The 21,193-nt window shown below is 63.9% G+C and carries 20 protein-coding genes; 3 read left to right on the top strand and 17 right to left on the bottom strand.

Translation table 11 applies throughout. The annotated features are described in order from the left end of the window. Positions 1-32 precede the first annotated feature (32 nt). From BLR13_RS18605 to murJ, 14 genes are all read right to left on the bottom strand, one after another. Complete coding sequence (locus BLR13_RS18605) at positions 33-449, bottom strand: helix-turn-helix domain-containing protein (protein WP_074820759.1); 417 nt, start codon at positions 447-449, stop codon at positions 33-35. A 251-nt stretch (positions 450-700) separates the two neighbouring features. Next, positions 701-2,311 (bottom strand): apolipoprotein N-acyltransferase, encoded by a 1,611-nt coding sequence (lnt, locus tag BLR13_RS18610; protein ID WP_074820758.1) that lies wholly within the window; start codon positions 2,309-2,311, stop codon positions 701-703. Then, positions 2,308-3,453 carry a hemolysin family protein gene (locus BLR13_RS18615; protein ID WP_074820756.1) on the bottom strand — a complete coding sequence of 382 codons (1,146 nt, stop codon included), beginning with the start codon at positions 3,451-3,453 and terminating at the stop codon, positions 2,308-2,310. The genes lnt and BLR13_RS18615 overlap by 4 nt, the downstream gene beginning before the upstream one ends. A gap of 1 nt (position 3,454) precedes the next feature. Further along, a complete protein-coding gene (gene ybeY, locus BLR13_RS18620) occupies positions 3,455-3,970 on the bottom strand; it encodes an rRNA maturation RNase YbeY (protein WP_433994270.1) in 516 nt (171 codons plus the stop codon). Between the two features lie 97 nt (positions 3,971-4,067). Beyond that, positions 4,068-5,123, bottom strand: coding sequence for a PhoH family protein (locus BLR13_RS18625; RefSeq protein WP_079586169.1), 1,056 nt, complete (start codon positions 5,121-5,123; stop codon positions 4,068-4,070). 4 nt (positions 5,124-5,127) lie between these two features. Beyond that, complete coding sequence (gene miaB / locus BLR13_RS18630; protein ID WP_074820750.1) at positions 5,128-6,564, bottom strand: tRNA (N6-isopentenyl adenosine(37)-C2)-methylthiotransferase MiaB; 1,437 nt, start codon at positions 6,562-6,564, stop codon at positions 5,128-5,130. Between the two features lie 67 nt (positions 6,565-6,631). After that, the gene (locus tag BLR13_RS18635; RefSeq protein WP_079586167.1) at positions 6,632-7,336 is read right to left on the bottom strand and encodes an HAD family hydrolase; all 705 of its coding nucleotides are present in this window, start codon (positions 7,334-7,336) and stop codon (positions 6,632-6,634) included. A gap of 73 nt (positions 7,337-7,409) precedes the next feature. After that, on the bottom strand, positions 7,410-7,859 hold the full coding sequence (locus BLR13_RS18640; RefSeq protein ID WP_074820746.1) for a Fur family transcriptional regulator: 450 nt from the start codon (positions 7,857-7,859) through the stop codon (positions 7,410-7,412). A gap of 51 nt (positions 7,860-7,910) precedes the next feature. Continuing rightward, a complete protein-coding gene (gene rimI / locus BLR13_RS18645; RefSeq protein WP_079586166.1) occupies positions 7,911-8,417 on the bottom strand; it encodes a ribosomal protein S18-alanine N-acetyltransferase in 507 nt (168 codons plus the stop codon). Continuing rightward, positions 8,417-9,112, bottom strand: a complete 696-nt coding sequence (gene tsaB / locus BLR13_RS18650) for a tRNA (adenosine(37)-N6)-threonylcarbamoyltransferase complex dimerization subunit type 1 TsaB (RefSeq protein WP_074820744.1) — start codon at positions 9,110-9,112, stop codon at positions 8,417-8,419. Before tsaB ends, rimI begins: the two co-directional genes overlap by 1 nt. 374 nt (positions 9,113-9,486) lie before the next feature. Further along, positions 9,487-10,056 (bottom strand): NifU family protein, encoded by a 570-nt coding sequence (locus BLR13_RS18655; RefSeq protein WP_074820742.1) that lies wholly within the window; start codon positions 10,054-10,056, stop codon positions 9,487-9,489. A gap of 152 nt (positions 10,057-10,208) precedes the next feature. Continuing rightward, positions 10,209-10,703, bottom strand: coding sequence for a universal stress protein (locus BLR13_RS18660; RefSeq protein WP_074820740.1), 495 nt, complete (start codon positions 10,701-10,703; stop codon positions 10,209-10,211). A gap of 92 nt (positions 10,704-10,795) precedes the next feature. Beyond that, a complete protein-coding gene (trpS, locus tag BLR13_RS18665) occupies positions 10,796-11,848 on the bottom strand; it encodes a tryptophan--tRNA ligase (RefSeq protein ID WP_074820738.1) in 1,053 nt (350 codons plus the stop codon). Positions 11,849-11,901: 53 nt separating this feature from the next. Further along, complete coding sequence (gene murJ / locus BLR13_RS18670; protein ID WP_074820736.1) at positions 11,902-13,461, bottom strand: murein biosynthesis integral membrane protein MurJ; 1,560 nt, start codon at positions 13,459-13,461, stop codon at positions 11,902-11,904. A 90-nt stretch (positions 13,462-13,551) separates the two neighbouring features. On the opposite strand from murJ, the gene BLR13_RS18675 reads away from it, so the two are divergent. Then, positions 13,552-14,553 carry an adenosine kinase gene (locus BLR13_RS18675; RefSeq protein WP_074831355.1) on the top strand — a complete coding sequence of 334 codons (1,002 nt, stop codon included), beginning with the start codon at positions 13,552-13,554 and terminating at the stop codon, positions 14,551-14,553. Positions 14,554-14,716: 163 nt separating this feature from the next. On the opposite strand, the gene BLR13_RS18680 is transcribed toward BLR13_RS18675, so the two are convergent. Together BLR13_RS18680 and BLR13_RS18685 are read right to left on the bottom strand one after the other, a co-directional pair. Next, the gene (locus tag BLR13_RS18680; RefSeq protein ID WP_074820734.1) at positions 14,717-16,411 is read right to left on the bottom strand and encodes an AMP-binding protein; all 1,695 of its coding nucleotides are present in this window, start codon (positions 16,409-16,411) and stop codon (positions 14,717-14,719) included. Between the two features lie 122 nt (positions 16,412-16,533). Next, positions 16,534-17,721 (bottom strand): serine hydrolase domain-containing protein, encoded by a 1,188-nt coding sequence (locus BLR13_RS18685; protein WP_074820732.1) that lies wholly within the window; start codon positions 17,719-17,721, stop codon positions 16,534-16,536. Positions 17,722-18,075: 354 nt separating this feature from the next. Here BLR13_RS18685 and BLR13_RS18690 point away from each other — a divergent pair, with 354 nt between their 5' ends. Both BLR13_RS18690 and BLR13_RS18695 read left to right on the top strand, forming a co-directional pair. Further along, positions 18,076-18,396, top strand: coding sequence for a hypothetical protein (locus BLR13_RS18690; RefSeq protein WP_074820731.1), 321 nt, complete (start codon positions 18,076-18,078; stop codon positions 18,394-18,396). A gap of 225 nt (positions 18,397-18,621) precedes the next feature. Then, positions 18,622-20,118: an NAD-dependent succinate-semialdehyde dehydrogenase gene (locus BLR13_RS18695; RefSeq protein WP_074820729.1), complete on the top strand. Its 1,497-nt coding sequence runs from the start codon at positions 18,622-18,624 to the stop codon at positions 20,116-20,118. Between the two features lie 38 nt (positions 20,119-20,156). Here the strand turns inward: BLR13_RS18695 and BLR13_RS18700 are convergent, their stop codons facing one another. Continuing rightward, entirely contained in the window at positions 20,157-21,191 is a 1,035-nt protein-coding gene (locus BLR13_RS18700) for an alpha/beta fold hydrolase (RefSeq protein ID WP_074820726.1), read from the bottom strand. Between the last annotated feature and the right edge of the window lie 2 nt (positions 21,192-21,193).

The raw sequence follows: 21,193 nt of genomic DNA on the forward strand, positions 1-21,193 counted from the left end.
GTCAATCGTTCCGTGCGAACGGCAGTTCGCATTCAGCGCTGGTCGGGGCCTTCGCGCGTTGCGATCTGTTCGACCAGATCGACGATGGAGCGGCGCATCTTGGCGTCGGTGATGCGCGTGAAGGCACGCGTCAGCGCCAAACCTTCGGAAGTAGCGAGAAAATCGGAAACATAGGCCGGCGAGGAGCCCTCGCTGAAGCCGTCGGTATTGGCCGTGCCGCTCGGTCCGCCGTCGAACAGAAACGATACCGGGACCTGCAGGATTTCGGAAATCTGCTGCAGGCGGCTGGCGCCGACGCGGTTGGTGCCCTTTTCGTATTTCTGGACCTGCTGGAAGGTGAGTCCCAAAGCCTCGCCCAGTTTTTCCTGACTCATGCCCAGCATGATGCGACGCATGCGGACACGGCTGCCGACATATTTGTCAACAGGATTGGGCGCTTTGGTGGACATCTCAACGCTCCTCGGGATTGCGCGCCGGGGGTGAGGCAGGACTGTCGTGCCTCAGGCGCCGGTACCGTCAAATCCTGCTCGGAGGATCGGGTGGAAATGCAGACAAGATGAGCATTGAGCTGACTGGTTATTGCTTTTGGTTGCGGAACCCAGAATGCGAAGGGCGTGGCCGCTCTGTCAACTGGTGGAATCGCGCATGCCGGTTCGTTGCGGCAAACCGGCAACAGTAAACAATCTGCAAAATGCAAATTTCAGGCGGTTCGCCTGGCAAGGCGGCGGCGGATGACCAACAGCAGCGCAAGTGCTGCGATTACAACGACTGGAATGTCTCTAAGTTGAGCATAAACCGTCGGCGGCAACGCGGCTGGAAGGTTGGCATCGAGGACACCTTCGATACCCAAACCGAGACGTGCGACGATTCGCCCCGAGGGATCGATGACGGCGGAGATGCCGGTGTTCGCTGCTCGAACCAGCGGCAGCCCTTCTTCGATGGCGCGCAGGCGTGCCTGCTGCAGATGCTGATAGGGTCCGGTCGAAATTCCGAACCAGCCGTCATTGGTCAGGTTGACGATCCAGCCGGGACGGTCGTCGCGTGTCGCAACGCTGCCGGGAAACGCCACTTCGTAGCAAATCAGCGGCAGCGCGCGCGGCGCGTTCGGTATCTCCATCACGCGGCGGCGCGTGCCCGGAATGAATCCGCCCTGCACCTTGGTGAGCTGCACGAAGCCGAGTTTTTCCATCCAGTCCTGGAACGGCAGGTATTCGCCGAACGGCACCAGATGCAGCTTGTCGTAGACCGACAGCACGCTGCCGTCATGGTCGATCACATATATCGAATTATAGGCCCGCGTGATTCGGGCGCCGGGCGGTCCCTCCGGCGCCCGCACCGAGCCCGTGATCAGCACGGTGCCCTTGGGCAGGAGTTCGGCGATCTGCGCCATCGCATCCGCCTCGCGCGTCAGGAAAAACGGGAAGGCGGACTCGGGCCAGATCAGGATATTCGCGTCGCGTACACCGGTCGACTGCGGCCCGGACGCGCGGTCGGACAGCGTCAGATATTTCTGCATCACGTCCGCTTTGGCGGAATAGTTGAACTTGGCGTCCTGCTGCAGGTTGGGCTGCATGATGCGCAGCTTGACCTTGGTGAGCACGGTCGGCTGCAGCGACAGCCGGACGGCGCCGTAGATGCCCATGGCGGCGAGCAGCAGCAGCGCCAACACCGGCGCGATCCATGGCTTGCGGCCGCGCGAACGGCCGTCGATCAGCACTGCCGGGCTCGCGAAGATCGCCACGCTGAGGAACGTCATGCCCCACAGCCCGATCAGCGACGCGGTCTGCGCCAACGCCAGCGGCTCCGACAGCGCGTAGCCGAACGCGTTCCACGGAAATCCGCTCAGCAGATGGCCGCGCAGCCACTCGCTGATCGTCAGGCCGATCGCGAGCGCCAGCAGCCGTGATGCGTCCCGGGTCCACAGCAGCCGCGCCAGCGCGAAACCCAGAGCGGTGAACAGCGCCAGATAGGCCGGCAGGCCGAGTGCCGCGAACGGGATCAGCCAGGCGAAGGTCGAAGCGTCGACCAGGAAGGCGTTGCCGATCCAGTACAGGCCGGGCACGAAATAGCCGAGCCCGAACCAGAAGCCGGACATCGCCGCCGCCGGCACGCCGCGCCATTTTCCGGCCGCGGCGCCGTCGATCAGCCAGACCGCGATCGGAAAGCTCACGAACAGCACCGGCCATGCATTGAACGGCGCCATCGCCAGCGCCGACAGCGCGCCGGCGAACAGCGCGAGGCCCGCGCGTTTCCATCCCCAGGCCAGGATGATCGCAAGGACGGCGACGCGGAGTCTGCTGGTTGAGATCACTGCGAGCCGGCTCCATCGCCCGGTGCCGGCGGCGCATTGTCGTTTGCCTGCGGCGCGTTGTCATGCGCCTGCGGCGTATTGGCGTCGGGCGCCGGCTCGCGGCGGCGGCTTTCGCGCTGAGTGCGGGCGGCGGGACGCTCCTTGCGGACGGCGATGCGCAGCCGCTTGACCCGTCGCGGATCGGCGTCGAGCACCTCGATCTCGAAATTGCCCGGGCCCGAGATTACCTCGCCGCGCACGGGCAGGCGGCCGACCTGCGACACCAGATAGCCGCCGAGCGTTGCGACTTCGTCGCTGGCCTCGCCGGTGATGAAATCCTCGCCGATCACCTTGCGGGCGTCCTCGAGGCTGGCGCGGGCATCGGCGAGGAAAGAACCTTCCGCCTGCTTCACGATCGCGGGCGGCTCGTCGCTGTCGTGTTCGTCGTCGATCTCACCGACGATCTGTTCGACGATGTCTTCGATCGACACCAATCCGTCGGTGCCGCCATATTCGTCGACCACCAAAGCGAGATGGATGCGCGAGGCCTGCATCTGCGCCAGGAGGTCGATCGCCCGCATCGACGGCGGCACGTAGAGCAGCTTGCGAATGATGTTGGCCTCGGCCAGCGGCTGCGCGAGGTCGACCGCGCGCAGATCGAGGCCGGCCGGATACGGCTTCTTTCGCTTGGCCTTGCCGACCACACCGACGCGCGCTTTCACGGTCATGAACGCCAGGAGATCGCGGATGTGAACGATGCCTTCGGGATCGTCGAGGGTTTCGTTGTAGACCACGAGGCGCGAATGCGCCGCGCTCTCGAACAGGCTCATCAATTCGCCGAGCGGGATGTCGCGCTTGACCGCGACGATGTCGGCGCGATGGATCATCACGTCGGCGATCCGCCGCTCGTGCAGGCCGAGGATATTGCGCAGCATGGTGCGCTCGATGGCGGAAAAGCCGACATCGTCAGGCGTCGAGGTATCGAGCACGACCTGCAGGTCGTCGCGGACCGATCCCGGCTTCCAGCCGAACAGCGTGCGGATCGCGCGCAGCAGCCAGTTGTCCGCGGCCGGCCGCAGCACTTCGCCTTCCTGCACCACGGCGGGCAGATTGCGCGAGTGGCGCGCATTGTCGTGCGAAGGGTCGGGGTCCGGATCCGGCATGTCAGTTCACCCGTTCCCGGTCCGCATACGGATCTCGATCCTGGTAAGGATCGGGAATGCCGAGTTGCGCGAGGATTTCGCGTTCGAGACCTTCCATCGCTTCGGCGTCGTCGTCGTTCTCGTGATCGTATCCGATCAGATGCAGGAAACCGTGGACGGCCAAATGGCTGAGGTGATGGTCGAACGGCTTCTGTTCGTCGTCGGCCTCCTTGCGCGTGGTCTGATACGCGATGGCGATATCGCCGAGCATGCGCGGCGCGTCGGACGGCGCACCGGCAGGGGCCTGCAGCGCCGGAAACGACAGCACGTTGGTCGCCTTGTCGATGCCGCGCCAGTTGCTGTTGAGGGTGCGAATCCCGGAATCGTCGGTCAGCATGACCGCAAGTTCGGCCTCGCCGACATCGGCGAATTCGGCCGCGGCCTCGATGGCGCGATGGATCACCGCCTCGGCGCCTGGCTCGGTCTGCCAGCAATCGGCGACGACGAGAACTTCAGTGAGCGGAAGGGCGGAAGACACGAGCGTTCCAGATAATTGCGTAATTGGGTTTTGCATTCCAGCGTTCAGGGTGCGGCCCGGATCTGCCCAAGCAGGTCCGGGGGCGAAAATGGTTCGATCAAGATCGGCCGGTTGCCGGCTTTTGCGGCAATCCCTCATAGGCGGCGACGATTCGCGCCACCAGTTCATGGCGGATGACGTCTTCGGCCGTGAATTTCACCTGCGAGATGCCCTCGACACCGTCGAGCAATCTCGCGGCCTCGGCCAATCCCGAGGTCTGGCCCGGCGGCAGGTCGACCTGCGACGGGTCGCCGGTGATGATCATGCGGCTGTTCTCGCCGAGCCGGGTCAAAAACATCTTCATCTGCATCGACGTGGTGTTCTGCGCCTCGTCGAGAATGATGACGGCATTGGTCAGCGTGCGGCCGCGCATGAACGCCAGCGGCGCGATCTCGATCTCGTTCGACTGCAGCGCCCGCTCCACGATCCGCGAGTCCATCAGGTCGTACAGCGCGTCGTAGATCGGCCGCAGGTACGGATCGACTTTTTCTCTGAGGTCGCCGGGCAGGAAGCCGAGCCGCTCGCCGGCCTCGACCGCGGGACGCGACAGGATGATCTTGTCGACTTCCTTGCGTTCGAACAATTGCGCGGCATGCGCCACCGCGAGCCAGGTCTTGCCGGTGCCGGCCGGGCCGACGCCGAATACCAGTTCGCTGCGCTTCAGCGCGCGGATGTAGGAATCCTGCGCGGCGGTGCGCGCGCGCACCGGGCGCTTGCGCAGGTTGATGGTCTCGAACTGGGTCTTGGCGGTCTTGGCGTCGAATTCGAACAGCGAGCCCTGCGCGATCACGGCGCGGATGGCGCCTTCGACGTCGCCCTGCGCCAGATCCTGGCCCTTTGTGGCCTGTCCGTAGAGCGTCTCCAGCACGCGCCGCGCGGCGTCGCAGCCGTCGCGCGATCCGGCGATGGTGATGTGGTTGCCGCGGGAATCGACGACGACGCCGAGCCGCCGTTCGACCAACGCGAGATTCTGTCCGTAGGGACCGACCAGCGCGGAAGCGGCGCGATTGTCGTCGAAGTCGATGACGACCTGGGTTTCGGGCGGAATTTGCATGTCGCGTTCAAACTTGCGGCTGGGAGCGAGTGAAGGTGAATCCGATGCGCTTTTGGGCAAGGGTTCAGGCCCCCCGGGTTAGTTGAAAGGAATCGGTTATTGGAGAAAGATCGGCCGTTGGCGACAGCGGAGACGATGCCGGCGGCGCGGAAGGGCCGGCGAGTTCGCCGAGCAGGCTGTAGCGCTCCAGGCTTTCGATCCTGACCGCCAGCACCTGTCCGATGATGTCTGACGAGGCAAACACATGCGCGGGCTGCAGGTAAGCGGTGCGGCCGACGATCTGGCCGGGATTGCGCGCCGCGCGCTCGAACAGCACATCGACGGTGTTGCCAATCATGGCCCGGTTGAAGGCCGATTGCTGACTGTCGATCAATTCCTGGAGCCGCACCAATCGCTCGTCCATCTCTGCCGCTGACACTGTCTCCCGCATGTCCGCCGCCGGCGTGCCTGGCCGTGGCGAATATTTGAACGAATAAGCGCCAGCGTATCCGATTTGCATGACAAGCGCGAGGGTCGCGGCAAATTCTTCTTCGCTTTCGCCGGGGAAGCCCACGATAAAATCCGATGAAAACGCAATATCTTGGCGGGCGTCGCGAAAACGGTCGATGACGCGGCGATAATCATCGGCGGTATGCTTGCGGTTCATGGCGGCCAGGATGCGGTCGGAACCGGATTGTACCGGCAGATGCACGAACGGCATCAGCGCCGCGAGATCGCGATGCGCCGCGATGAGCGAATCATCGACGTCGCGGGGATGGCTGGTGGAATAGCGCAACCGCACGATGCCGGGAATTTCAGCCAGCCGATGCAGCAACCTGCCGAGCGGCCAGATCCGTTCGTCCGGGCCTTCGCCGTGATAGGCGTTGACGTTCTGTCCGATCAGCGTGATCTCGCGCACGCCATTGTCGGCGAGCCGCATCACGTCGTCGATGATTTTGGCGACCGGCCGCGAGACTTCCGAGCCGCGCGTATAGGGCACCACGCAGAAGGTGCAGAACTTGTCGCAGCCTTCCTGTACGGTCACGAATGAAGAGATGCCGCGCGCGCGGATCGCCGCGGGCTTTGGCGCGCGGAGGAAGCCGAACTTGTCCTCGACCGGAAATTCGGTCTCCAGCGCGCGGCCATGACTTTTGGCGCGCGCCAACAGCTGCGGCAGATGGTGATAGCTCTGCGGGCCGACCACGACGTCGACGGCCGGCGCGCGGCGGATGATCTCTTCGCCTTCGGCCTGCGCGACGCAGCCGGCCACCGCGATGCGCATCTCGCGACCGTTGCGCGCGGCCTCATCCTTGGCGACCCGCAGCCGCCCGAGTTCGGAGTAGACTTTTTCGGAAGCCTTCTCGCGGATATGGCAGGTGTTGAGGATCACCAGGTCCGCATCTTCAGCGCTAGCGGTCTCGACAAAGCCTTCCGGCGCCAGCGTGTCCACCATGCGCTGCGCATCGTAGACGTTCATCTGGCAGCCATATGACTTGATATGCAGCTTGCGCGGCGGCTTCATGGAACCTGGATATAGGGCTGGAGCGGCGCCAATGCGGCGCGGACGTCTATTGAGGGTCAAATATAGGCTAAACCGCTGAAAATCCAGCGATCAGGTCCGGCTTTTGGCCGATTTGAGCGATCAAGTCAGGTAATTGCCGCATATCGTCAAAGGTCACAGCGGCGCCGGCGGTGCGCAACGTGTCGGCGGTGTTCGGTCGGCAATGGCTGCCGCCGTGATAGCCGAACACGGTCATTCCGGCGGCCCGCGCGCCCGTCACGCCGGCCACGCTGTCTTCGATCACGAGGCATCGCGCGGGCGACGCCTGCATCTGCTCGGCGGCGAACAGAAACAGATCCGGCGCAGGCTTGCCGTTCTTGACCTGCACGGCGGAGAAAATATGCGGCGCGAATCGTTGGTACAGTCCGACGTGGTTGAGGCTGGTGCTGATCTTCTCGGGCGGGCCGCTCGAAGCGACGCATACGGGCATCCTGATCGCGGCCAGCGCCGTGTCGATGTGAGGCGTGGCTTCCAGCGAGGCCGCAAACAGTCGGAAAATCTCGGCGTACACCTGGGTATGAAAGTCATCCGGCAGGCGGCGACCCAGTTCCGCTTCAATTTCGAGCGTGGCCTTTCGCATCGAATGACCGAGGAAGCGGTCGAACACCTGATCTGCGGTGATCGGATAGCCGTGACGCGTCAGTGTTTCCGCATGCGCGCGGCATGAAATCACTTCGCTGTCGACCAGCACGCCGTCGCAATCGAAAATGACGAGATCGATGTTGGCGTTCAAGATTTTATTTTGACGCGTTTTCTTCACGCGAACCGGTTCCCACTTCGCTTGAAAACGCTATGGAGCCACACGCTCAGCTTTTGTCGTCGTCGAGCGGGACGCAGTACAATTCGAGCCGGTGATCGACCAGCCTGTAGCCGAGCTTGCGGGCGATCTCGGCCTGCAGTTTCTCGATTTCCTCGGAGGTGAATTCGATCACCTTGCCGTCGCGCAGATTGATCAGGTGATCGTGATGGCTTTCGGGCATCTGCTCGTAACGCGCGCGGCCCTCGCGGAAATCGTGCCGCTCGATGATCCCGGCATCTTCGAACAGCTTGACGGTGCGGTACACCGTCGAGATCGAGATCTTGTCGTCGACCGCGACGCAGCGCCGGTAGAGTTCCTCGACGTCGGGATGGTCGACGGAATCCGCCAGCACGCGTGCGATGACCCGGCGCTGCTCGGTCATGCGCATGCCGGTGGCGGCGCAACGCGCCTCGATACCGGTATTCTTGTGCGCTGGCGGGGATTTCAGTACAGGCATGATCTTAAGGCCTTGGAGAACAGGTCGCGGCGTTGTGCCACCGCGGGGATATTACGACAAGTCGCGCCGCATCAGAAGTGCATTCAATTGCTCCCCGCCGGGCTGCTGATAATAGCGTTCCCGGCGTCCAACGACGCCGAATCCGGCCCATTCGTACAGCCGTCGCGCCGGCCGGTTATTTTCCTCGACCTCGAGAAATATCGTGCGCACGCCGCGGCCGGCGAGATGGCCGAGATGAGTCATCAGAAGATTGCGCGACAGGCCGCGGCCGCGCTGGTTCGCATCGATGGCGATGGACAATATTTCGGCCTCGTCGGCGGCGATGCGCGATACCGCAAAGCCGATGATCTTGCCTCCCTGCCGCAGCCGGTCGACCAGCGTGTTGCGCTCGGTCAGCATGGTCTCGAATTCGCCTTCGCCCCAGCCGCGGTGAAACGAGGCGCCATGCAATTGCGCCAGCCGCGCCGCGTCACGCGCGCCGGCCGGCTCGACCAGGGCGATACCGCCGCCCCGCCATCCGGAAAACCTGGAACGCCAGGATTGCAGCAGGCCGGCCATCAGGGTGCCGTCGGCGCCGGGGCAAGCAGCGGGTCCTTTGGCGGCTTGGCGTCGGGCGCGCGCAGATAATAGGGACGGGCCGGCGAGTTCTCCGGACTGACGGCGGCGCCGAGCCATGCCACCCAGCCGATGTCGGGCGCCGGCAGCGCATCGACCTTGAACGGCGGCGGCGCATCCTTCGGCCAGCGGTCGGCGAGAATTTTCGCGGCATTGCCGACCAGATGCGGTGCGCCGAAGCGCGATGCGTCGAGCGCCTCCGATATCGGCGCCACTCTCGGCTTGATCAGCGAACCGCCGTCGCCGCTCACCACCTGGAAATACACATGGTCGTGCCGTGCATCGATCGCGGAGATGATCGGATGCTCGCCGTTCTCGCTGACGACGGGAGCGGCGTAGGCCGTGAGCGTCGTCAATCCGACCACCGGCTTGCTGGCCGCCAGTGCAATGCCGCGCGCAGCCGAGAGACCGACGCGCAATCCGGTAAAGCTGCCGGGACCGGTGGTCGCCGCGATGCGATCCAGCGCATCGAATGCAACCCCGGAGGCTTTCATCACGCGCGCAATCAGCGGCATCAGGGCTTCGGCATGGCCGCGCTTCATCGGCTGCGACTCGTGCGCGAGAAGCTTGTTGGCGTGGGTGTCGAGCACGGCTGCGGCGCAGGCATCAAGCGCGGTATCGATGGCGAGGATCAGCATCGCGCCAACCTAGAGGTTTTTTGGTTCCGTTTGAATGCGGCGCCGGGGATGAATTTCAATCGGTGTGTATGGCTGGAGAAATCCGGCGTGGTCGGATTTTTTGAGTCCTATAAGGTATTGAAATTGTTATGAAAAGACGTTGATGGGGCGGCGTAGCCGCTGCCGGCAATATCTTACTTACCCTCCCCTGGAGGGGGAGGGTCGGCTCACATGGAGCGTAGCGAAATGTGAGACGGGGTGGGGTGATCTCTCAACTCGGGCAGCGTTCGTGTGGAGAGACCGTCACCCCACCCCGCCGCTCCTTTCAGTCGCGTCGACCCACGAGCGAGCTTCGCTCGTCTCGGACCCCTCCAGGGGAGGGTGGAGACTGGCCGTCACACCGGCCGGACTTCAATCACATCAGGCACGAAATGCTTCAAGAGGTTCTGGATGCCGTGCTGCAGGGTGGCCGTCGAGGACGGGCAGCCGGCGCAGGAACCCTTCATGTTGAGATAGACGATCCCGTCCTTGAAGCCGCGGAAGGTGATGTCGCCGCCGTCATTGGCGACCGCCGGACGAACCCGCGTCTCGATCAGGTCCTTGATGGTCTCGACCGTCTCGGCGTCGGACTCGTCGAAGAACTCGTCTCCCTCGTCGAGCGCCTCGTCGTTGCCGGCGGTGCCGTCCGCCAGCAGCGGCGCACCGGACATATAGTGCTCCATGATGGCGCCGAGGATCGCGGGCTTCAGGTGCTGCCAGTCGCTGTCGTCCTTGGTCACCGTGACGAAATCGGATCCGTAAAACACGCTGGTGACGCCGTTGACGGCGAACAGCCGTTCGGCGAGCGGCGAGCGGGAGGCGGCTTCACGGTTGGCGAATTCCATCGTGCCGGTGTCGAGCACGGCGCGGCCCGGAATGAATTTCAGGGTGGCGGGATTGGGCGTGGCTTCGGTCTGGATGAACATTGGCTTTCTCCGGCGTCGCCGGTTCAAGGCCGGCGCGTGGTTTGCACTTAGCAGATGGCGACGGACAACGCACGGTCAAGGGGCGCAGGACAGCCGTTCCAGGCCTGCATTTGTCGGGTTTGGAAGGGCAAAACGCCGTAAAACAGCGGATATTACGACAATGCGTCGATATCGGCGTCGCTCAGGTCGCCGGGCACGATGGTGAGGGGGATCGGAAACGAACCGGCGGCCTCGGCGATCAGGGTGACCAGTGGACCGGGGCCCTCGGCGCCGGGGTTGGCCGCCAGCACCAGCGTCGTAATGTCGACGTCCTTGTCGATCACGTCGAGGATCTGCTCGGTCGGATCGCCCTCGCGAATAACCCGCTCCGGCGTGATCGCGGCAATGCCGTTGGCGCGGCCGGAGGCGCGGTCGAGCGCTTCATTGGCGGCTTCCTCGGCCTCGGCGCGCATGATGTCGGCCACCCCCAGCCATTGCTGGTTCTGGTCTTCGATCTCGATGATGCGCAGCATCACCACCCCGCCGCCGACCCGGATTGCCCAGCGGCTGGCGTAATAGACCGCGCGGTCCCACTCCGCGGTGTCGTCAACGATAACAAGACATTTTGGCTTGTGGCCCGCCTCGTAGCTTCGTCGCTGGGTTGTCATGCATGTCCCGGTGCTGCGCCAAACCGGCGCATGCTGCCACGGCGAAGCCGCTTTCGACAAGCGGCGTCGCGATCCGACGATGGTCGCAACACTTACTTCTTCCGGATGAACCCGACGATGTCCTTGGCCGCGTTCATGGTTTCCTGCGCGATCGCCTCTGCGCGCTCCGCGCCGTCGATCAGGATCGAATCGACATGACCGGGATCGGCGACCAGCCGTTTCATCTCGGACGCGATCGGCGCGAGTTTTTCGACGCAAAGTTCCACCAGCGCGTTCTTGAAGCTGGAAAACTGTCCGCCGCCGAATTCGCCGAGCACGTCGGCCTTGCTGCGGCCGGACAGCGCCGCATAGATGCCGACCAGGTTATCGGCCTCGGGGCGGGGCTCCAGTCCCTTTTCTTCCGACGGCAACGGCTCCGGATCGGTCTTCGCCTTGCGGATCTTCGCCGCGATGGTGTCGGCGTCGTCGGTCAAATTGATCCGCGAATTGTCCGATGCATCCGACTTCGACATCTTCTTGGTGCCGTCGCGCAGGCTCATCACCCGCGTCGCCGGTCCGGTGATCACGGGCTCCGGCAGCGGAAAGAACACGCCGTCGTTGAAGCCATGGCCGCGGATCGAGTCGCCGAAGTCATTGTTGAATTTCTGGGCGATGTCGCGCGACAGTTCGAGATGCTGCTTCTGATCCTCGCCGACCGGAACATGGGTGGCGCGGTAGACCAGAATGTCGGCCGCCATCAGCACCGGATAATCGTAGAGTCCGACCGACGCCGCCTCGCGATCCTTGCCGGCCTTGTCCTTGAACTGCGTCATGCGGTTGAGCCAGCCCATCCGCGCCACGCAATTGAAGATCCATGCCAGCTCGGCATGGCCGGAGACCTGGCTCTGGTTGAACACGATGTGCTTTTTCGGATCGATGCCGGAGGCAATGAACGCCGCGGTCACTTCGCGGGTGTTGCGCGCCAGTTCGGCCGGCCCGCCCCAGACGTCCACGCCTTGCGTGATCGCGTGCATGTCGACCACGCAGTAGATGCAATTATGCGTCTGCTGCAGTTTGACGAAATTGACGATCGCGCCGAGGTAATTGCCGAGATGCAGATTGCCCGTCGGCTGGACGCCCGAAAAAACCCGTTCAACCATGGCCATGGCTAGCTTTCCAGAAGGTGTGCCGCTGTGGCGCGTCGTTTGCCACGCGAGGCCTATTCGCGCAAGTCGCCGGGCGTGGTGTGCCGGAGCGCGTTAACCGCTTCGCGCCAGCCCGTAATGCCGAAAAGCCGCAGAAACAGGCCGTAAATCGCAATTCCGCCGGAGATCAGTATCGCAACAACCGCCGCCTGGGCAAGGCCATGCGCGCCTGCCGCCAGCGGCAGCACGAACCTCGCCGTCAGCCACAACAGCGCGCCCATTGCGAGCGCCGCCGCGACCATGCGCGGCAGTTTCCGGCGCGCATCCGTGTCGATCGAAAACCCGAAGGTCTCGGCGCCCCGGCGGATCAAGGTCAATGCCGTGCTCCAGGCTCCCAGTGCGATGGCGGCAGCGATGCCGCCGGTGTCGAAGAAATGACCGAGCACAACGGCCAAAGCGAGCGCGAGCACGACGCCCTTCAGCGTCGCCAGCAACGGCGTCAGCGTGTCCTCGCGCGCGAAGAACGCCGGCGACAGCGCCTTGACCAGCACATGGGCGGGCAGTGCGAGCGCCAGCCATGTCAGCGTCTGCGCGGTCGCCGTCGCATCCGCCGCGGTGAAGGCGCCGTGCTCGAACAGCAGACGCACGACAGGTTCGCTCAGCACCATCAATCCGAGCATCGCCGGCACGGCCAGCCCGACCGCAAGTTCGAGTCCGCGCGATTCCGCGTAAGCGACCGCGGCGCGGTCGTTGCTGCGCAGCGCGCGCGTCATCTGGGGAATCAGCACCGTGCCCATGGCGACGCCGACGATGCCGAGCGGCAGCTCGATCAGCCGGTTGGCGAAATAGAGCCAGGACACCGCCGATGGCGAACTCGATGCGATGATTAAGCCTGCGATCATCAATAGCTGTGGCGCGCTGGAGGCGACCATGCCGGGGATCGCCTTGGCGAGAAAGCCGCGTATTTCCGCATCGAACGAAATTCGCAGCGGCGTGGCGACAGTTCCGCCACGACGCAGCACCAGCATCGAGAGCTGCAGCAGTCCGGCGATGCCGACGGTCGCGGCGATAATCTGCGCGGCGTCTGCGGCATCCTGCCGGCGCCACAGCAGCACGGCCATCACCAAGATCAGCGCGATGTTGAACAGCAGCGGCGAGAATGCCGTCAACGCGAAGCGGCCCTGCGCGTTCAACAACGACATCAGCACCGTCACGGGGCCGGCGAAGGCGAGATAAGGCAGCATCAGGCGGGCATCGTCGACGGCGATCTGCAAGGTCTCGCGGCCGGAAAATCCCGGCGCCAGCACCGTGATGACAAATGGCATCAGCACGGCGAGCAGCGCGGTAGCGGCGATCAGGCCGGCCGTGATGGTGCCGAGCACGCGGCCGGCGAAGGCCGCCGCCGCTACGGCGCCGCCGGTTTCGCGGACGCGCAGCCATGCCGGCACCAGCGCCGCGTTCAGGCCGCCTTCGGTCAACAGCCTTCTGACGACGTTGACCAGTTGAAATGCGGCGAGAAACGCGTCGGCGACCGGCCCGGCGCCAAGCAGCGCCGCGAGGATGGAATCGCGCGCGAAGCCAAGCAGCCGCGAGGCCAGCGTTCCCGTCGATACCGTTAAGAAAGAGCGGAGCATTCAGGCTCTATAGCAGCCTGTTTGCTTGCTGGCGCGGGGCCGATCTGGTAGGCCGCAGCCTTTCCCACATTGCCGTAAACAGGACGGATGATGACTGACGCAAAATACGACGTTCTCGGGATCGGCAATGCGATTTTCGACGTGCTGGTGCAGACCGACGAGGGCTTTCTGGCCCGCCACGGCATGACCAAGGGCGGCATGGCGCTGATCGACGAGGCGCGCGCCGCCGCCATCTATAAAGACATGGGACCGGCGACCGAGATGTCCGGCGGATCGGCCGCCAACACCATCGTCGGCGTCGCCAGCCTTGGCGCCCGCACCGCCTATGTCGGCAAGGTCAAGGCCGACCAGATCGGCGGTCTCTATACCCACGACATCCGCGCCGCCGGCGTCGCGTTCGAGACCAAGGCCGCTTCCGGCGGACCGGCCACCGGCTGCTCCTACATCCTGGTGACGCCGGACGGCGAGCGCACCATGAACACCTATCTCGGCGCGGCGCAGGAGCTGACGCCATCCGATATCGACGAAGCGCAGATCGCGGCGTCGCGCATCGTCTATCTCGAGGGCTATCTCTGGGATCCCAAGAGCGCCAAGGAGGCCTTCGTCAAGGCGGCGGGAATAGCGCATGGCGCCGGCCGGCAGGTGGCGCTGACCTTGTCGGATTCGTTCTGCGTTGATCGTTATCGTGATGAGTTTCTCGACCTGATGCGCAAGGGTACCGTCGACCTCGTATTCGCCAACGAGGCCGAACTGCATTCGCTGTACCAGACCTCGGATTTCGATACCGCGCTGAAGCAGTTGCGCGCCGACACCAAACTCGGTGTCGTCACCCGCAGCGAAAAGGGCTGCGTGGTGGCCTCGAAGGACGGCGTCGTCGCGGTGCCGGCATCGCCGATTCAGAAGCTGGTCGACACCACGGGCGCCGGCGATTTGTTTGCGGCCGGATTCCTGTTCGGCCTGGTCCGCAATGCCGGCGATGAAAATGCCGGGCGGCTTGGTGCGCTGGCGGCCGCCGAAGTGATCCAGCACATCGGCGCGCGGCCGCAGGCCTCGCTGAAGGAACTGGCAAAGCAGGCCGGGCTGCCGGTGTAGGGAATGCTTCTTCCTTCTCTCCGCGGGGTTGGAGAAAAAGGAACGCCAGGAACCGCCAACCTCGTCATGCCCGGCCTTGTGCCGGGCATCCACGTCTTTGCAGTCTGATAGCAGCAAAGACGTGGATGGCCGGGACAAGCCCGGCCATGACGGAAAGCAACCCTCACGCCGTCTTCGCCGCTTTCAATCCGAGGCGCGCCTCGACCGCGTCGCGCATCAAAAACTTCTGGATCTTGCCGGTGACGGTCATCGGGAATTCGTCGACGAATTCGACGTAGCGCGGAATCTTGTTGTGGGCGATCTGTCCCTGACAGAAGGCGCGGACCTCGTCTTGTGTCAGCGTCTCGCCGGGGCGGACGCGGACCCAGGCGCAAAGCTCCTCGCCATAGCGGTCGTCGGCAACGCCAAAAATCTGCACGTCCTGGATCTTGGGGTGGCGAAACAGGAATTCCTCGATCTCGCGCGGGTAGAGGTTCTCGCCGCCGCGGATCACCATGTCCTTGATGCGGCCGACGATGTTGCAATAGCCTTGCGTGTCGATGATGGCGATGTCGCCGGTGTGCATCCATCCGTTGGCGTCGAGCACGTCGGCGGTCTTCTCGGCCTCGTCCCAATAGCCCAGCATGATGCTGTAGCCGCGGGTGCAGAGTTCGCCGCGTTCGCCGCGCGGCACCACGCGCCCTTCGAGATCGACCACCTTGACCTCGACATGCGGATGGATGCGCCCGACGGTCGACACACGCCGCTCCAGCGGATCGTCGGTGGCGCTCTGAAAGCTGACCGGCGAGGTTTCGGTCATGCCATAGGCGATGGTGATTTCGCCCATGTTCATCGCGGCATTGACGCGCTTCATCACCTCGACCGGGCAGGGTGCGCCGGCCATGATGCCGGTGCGCAGCGATTTCAGGTCGAAGCGGGAAAACTCGGGATGATCGAGTTCGGCGATGAACATGGTCGGCACGCCGTAGAGTGCGGTGCATTTCTCCCGCTCGATGGTCTGGAGCGTCGCCAGCGGATCAAAGCCCTCACCGGGATAGACCATGGTCGCGCCGAGCGTCACCGAAGCGAGGTTGCCCATCACCATGCCGAAGCAGTGATACAGTGGCACCGGAATGCAGATCCGGTCCCGTTCGGTCAGCCGCATCGCGCGGCCGACGAAATAGCCGTTGTTGAGGATGTTGTGATGCGTCAGCGTCACGCCCTTCGGCGATCCGGTGGTGCCGCTGGTGAACTGGATGTTGACGGGGTCGTCGAACTGCAGCGTGTTCGCCAGCACCGCAAGCTGCTCGCGGTGCCGCGCGGCGCCCATGCCGGCGACGTCGGCGAATGCGATCGTGCCCGGACATATCGGTCCGCCGATCTGGATCACCGCGCGCAGGTGCGGCAGCCGCGCCGCCTGCAACTCGCCAGGCTGCGAAGTAGCCAGCTCCGGCAACAGCGTGTTCATCATCTCCATGTAGTTGGAGGTCTTGAACACGGTCGCGGTGACGATCGCGGCGCAGCCGACCTTGGCGAGCGCGAATTCGAGCTCGCTCAGGCGGTACGCCGGATTGATGGTGACGAGAATGAGCCCGGCTTTCGCGGCGGCAAACTGCGTCAGCGTCCATTCCGGGCGGTTCAGCGACCAGACGCCGATCCGTGCGCCGCGTTCGAGGCCGAGCGCGAGAAAGCCCGCAGCCAGCGCATCGACGCGTTCGGCGAATTGCTTCCAGGTCCAGCGGACATCATGACTCGGCGAAACCAGCGCCTCGCGATCGCTCCAGCGCGTCGCGGCCTGATCGAGCGCGCGCCCGATGGTGTCGCCCAGCAGCGGCGCATCGGCGGTGCCACAGACATAGCTGTCCTGGATTTCGGTCAAGTCGGGGTCTCCATGTTCAGGAGTGACAGACAAAATGTGCCGCAATCTCCGCTGCGCTCCCTCCCCCGCAAGGGGGGAGGGAATGATGACACCGCCCGCGTTCGAGCAGTGAGCTAAAGCGCCTACGCCGCTTTCTGTGCCGCATCCAGCCCGGCATAGACGCCGTGCTCGAAGCCGGCAAAGGCTTCCAGGCACTTCCTGTCGGCGAACGGCAACAACTGCATCAGGATCACGCCGGCGACGTTACGTGCCGGATCGATCCAGAAATAGGTGTTGGCGAGGCCGGCCCAGGCGAGGCTGCCGGCGCTGCGGCCTTCCGGGGTCTTGGCGGTGTTGATCAGGAAGCTGAGCCCCCATTTCTTGACGATGTCGGGATAGAGATCGACGTCGTTGGTGGCCCAGCCGATCGCCGTCGTCATCTTGCCCATGGTGAGATCGCCGATGTTGTTCTGGCCCATCAGCGCCACCGTCTCGGGCTTCAGCAGCTGGTGGCCGTTGCCGCGGCCCTTGTTGAGGATCATCTGGGTGAACTTGATGTAATCGCCCGCGGTGCCGTAAAGCCCGCCGCCACCCATGTGAAATTCCGGCGCCTGTTCGAGTTCGAACGGGATCGCCGCCAGCGTGCCGTCCTCGCCGCGCGCATGCATGCCGACCAGCCGCTTGCGCATGGCGTCGCTGATCTTGAATCCGGTATCGGTCATGCCGAGCGGCTTGAAGATGTGGTCGCGCAGGTAAGCATCGAGCCGATTGCCGCTAATGGCTTCCACCGCCTTGCCGACGAAATCGATGTTGGTGCCGTATTCCCAGCGGGTGCCGGGATCGGTCATCAGCGGCGTCTTCAGCGCCGCGTTCTGGCAGGTGGTGATCCCGGGCGTGCCGGTCTTCTCCAGATACTGCACCATGTCGCCGTTCCACATGTCGTAGGCGAAGCCGGCGGTGTGGGTCATCAGGTGACGCAGCGTGATCGGCTTCTTCGCCGGCCGCAGTTTCGGCTCGCCCTTGGCGTCGAAACCTTCGAGCACCTGCGGGCTGGCGAGATCCGGCAGCACCTTGCCAATCGGTTCATCGAGCGACAGCTTGCCGTGCTCGACGAGCTGCATGCCGGCTGCCGTGGTGATGGCCTTGGTCATCGAGGCGATCCAGAACACGCTGTCCGCGGTCATCGGATCGTCCTTCGACAGGTCGCGTTTGCCGAACGCGCCCTGATAGATCACCTCATTGCCGGTCGCAGCGATCGCGACCACGCCGGGAATTTCCTTGGCCTCGCATTTCTGACGCAGAATCTGATCGATCTGGGCTTTGCTTTGCATGGGTCACCTCCCTGTTTATTTTATGGAGCGGGAGCGATCTTCCTCCCGGCGACTTGTTCCCGCAAGAACAGACAAACTCCCGCCGGCGCTATCGCGATCTCGTGATGGGCTGACGGCGTGGGCCGGGGTGTGGGCATTGGCGGAGACACAAAACTGCAACACTTCATCACAATTTGCGGTGGACGAAATGCAAATCCGGTGACCGCTTGGGGCATCCACGGTAACGTGATCCCGGAATTATTTCCGGTACCGATTTTTTACAGTAAGATATTCAGATTCCAGCGGAAATGGTGCTTCTGGTCTGAATGATTTGATGAAAAAGCTAGTGGCTGCTGCTATTGCGAGGGTTCCGCGATGATCTCGACCTGGAGTGAATGGAAGCGATATCCCCGGGCCGGGCGCGGCGACAATATCGAGGCACCGATCACCCCCGGGCTCTATGAAGTGCGCATTGCCTCCACCGGCGCGCTGCATTCGTTCGAGGCGGTCGACAACGTGGCCCAGGCGCTGGCGCAACTGCCGGTCGGTTCGAAATCCTGGTTCGGCCGCCGCGAAACCTCGTCATTGCCCGATCTCGAATACCGGACGTGTGCGACCTCCTCGAAGTCCGACGCCAAGGCCGCCGCCGAACGCATGATCGGCCGCCGCGAAACCTACATGAACGGCGCGGCTTGAGAGACGCGCTGTAGCAACGCCGTCATTCCGGGGCGCGAAGCGAACCCGGAATCTCGAGATTCCGGGTTCTATGCTGCGCATAGCCCCGGAATGACAAACAACGACCAAGCCCTCAAAATTGCTTGAAGCAGCCCCGCTTCCGCGGCCGATGCATTGCGTCCGGTTTCGGCCTATACTCGGATCAATATCCAGAAAAATCCCGATAATAATCCGAGGAGTAACGCCATGAACCCGCCCGTCGCCGCACGTGCTTCGCACGCCAAAACCCCTTCGCTGCACGACCGCCTGAAGGATCCGTCGCTGCTGCGCGACCGCTGCTATATCGACGGCGCCTGGGTCGGCACGCCGGCCAAGGCCGTGACCAATCCGGTCAATGGCGTGGAACTGGCAAAAATCCCGGTCATGAGCACGGCGGAAGCGACGCAAGCGGTAGAAGCCGCCGAGCGCGCGTTCCCGGCCTGGGCCAAGCTCACGGCCAAGCAGCGCTCCAACATCCTGCGCAAATGGTTCGACCTCATCATCGCCAACCGCGAGGATCTCGCGCTGATCCTCACCTCGGAGCAGGGCAAGCCGCTGGCGGAAGCGCTCGGCGAAGTCGATATCGGCGGCGCCTATGTCGAGTTCTTCGCCGAGGAGGCGCGGCGGGTCTACGGCGAAACCATCCCGACCCAGCGCGCCGATGCGCGGCTGCTCGCGATCAAGCAGCCGATCGGCGTCTGCGGCGCGATCACGCCGTGGAATTTCCCCTGCTCGATGATCACGCGAAAAGTTTCGCCGGCGCTGGCGGCCGGCTGCACCGTGGTGCTCAAGCCCGCCAACGAGACCCCGCTGACCGCGCTGGCGCTGGTGGCGCTGGCTGAGAAGGCCGGCGTGCCGAAGGGCGTGTTCAATATCCTCACCGGCAATTCGTCGGCGATAGGCAAGGTCTTGTGCGAGCATCCCGCGGTGCGCTTCGTCGGCTTCACCGGATCGACCGAGGTCGGCAAGATCCTCTACCAGCAGGCCGCCGTCGGCGTGAAGAAGCTCGGCCTCGAACTCGGCGGCAACGCGCCGTTCGTGGTGTTCGATGACGCCGATATCGACGCCGCCGTCGAAGGCGCCATGGTTTCGAAGTATCGCAACATGGGCCAGACCTGCGTCTGCGCCAACCGCCTCTATGCGCAGGACAAGATCTACGATCAGTTCGTCGAAAAGCTCGCCGCGAAAGTTGCAGCGATGAAGATCGGCGACGGCACCGAGCAAGGCGTGACGCAGGGCCCGCTGATCAACATGGAAGCGATCGACAAGGTCGAGAAGCACATTGCGGACGCGGTCAAGGGCGGCGCCAAGATCGTCACCGGCGGCAAGCGCCATGCGCTCGGCGGCAGCTTCTTCGAGCCGACCGTGCTTTCCAACGTCAGCCCGAACGCGCTGGTCGCGCATGAGGAAACATTTGGTCCGCTGGCGCCGGTGTTCCGCTTCAAGGACGAGGCCGAGGTGATTGCGATGTGCAACAACTCGCCGTTCGGCCTCGCGTCCTACTTCTATTCCCGCGACCTCGGCCGCGTCTGGCGCGTCGCCGAAGCGCTGGAGTCGGGCATGGTCGGCGTCAACACCGGCCTCATCACCACCGAAGTCGCCCCGTTCGGCGGCGTCAAGGAGTCAGGCCTCGGCCGCGAAGGCTCGCATCACGGCATGGAAGAATATGTCGAGATCAAATACGTGATGATGGCGGGGATTTAGTTTACTTCTCCCTCTCCCCGCAAGCGGGGCGAGGTCGGTTAAGCCAAACTCTCCATAAACACCTTCAACCTCGGCGCCCACTTGTGGGCGTCGAGCCCCGACGCCGAATGACCAAGTTCGCTGTCGAGCAGGAAATAGTCCGCATCGACGCCGGCCGCTTTCAATCCCTGCATCACGCCGGGCGCGATGTCGGGCGGGAACAGTTTGTCGGTCCGCGACAGGACGAATAGCACCTTCGCCTTGATCCGCGAGAGCTGCGCCGTCACGTCGAAGCCGCGCAGCGCCTTCGCCAGAATGATCAGCGAATTGGCGTCAAAACCTTTTGCCCATCGCGCTGCCTCGTCGCGGATCGCGGCTTCGATCTCAACCGGATCGGACATCGTGGCTTTGAGGCGGTCCTCGATCCCATAGGTCTTCAGCGTCGCCATTCGGATCTCCGTCATGGTCTCCGCAACGCCGCCGCGGTCGTAGTAATCGCCGCCGTTCCAGTTCGGATCCTTCGACAAGGCCCCGAGCAGCCGCGCGACATTGCCCTCGGAGCGCTCGCGCGGCACCAGCGGCGAGGTGACCACCGGCGCGATGCCCTTCATCATGTCCGGGTAATTCACCGCCCACTGGAACGCCTGGAAGCCGCCATAGGACGGGCCGACGATCGCGAACAGTTTTGCGATCCCGAGCTGGTCGATCAATAGCCGCTGCGTGCCGACGATGTCGCTGAGCGTGATATCGGGGAACCGCGGCCCGTAAGGCTTGCCGGTGGCGGGATCGATGCTGGCCGCATTGGTCGAGCCATAGGACGATCCCAGCATGTTCGGGCAGATCGCGAACAAGCTGACGGTATCGACCGCCTTGCCGGGGCCGACGATCTCGTTCCAGCTGCCTTCGCCGGTCGAGCCGCCGGGATCGATCATTTGCGGGCCCGAAGTGTTGCCATGCGTCACCAGCACGGCGTTGCCGCGGTCGGCGGCGAGCGTGCCCAAGGTCCGGTAGGCAATCGTCACCTCTGGAAGCACGACGCCGCTCTGCAGGCGGAAGTCGCTGATAGCGAACGTCTTCAGATCGGTATCGACCATGT

Origin of the sequence: Bradyrhizobium ottawaense, from assembly GCF_900099825.1 — a bacterium.
GTDB classification, from domain to species: Bacteria; Pseudomonadota; Alphaproteobacteria; order Rhizobiales; family Xanthobacteraceae; genus Bradyrhizobium; species Bradyrhizobium ottawaense_A.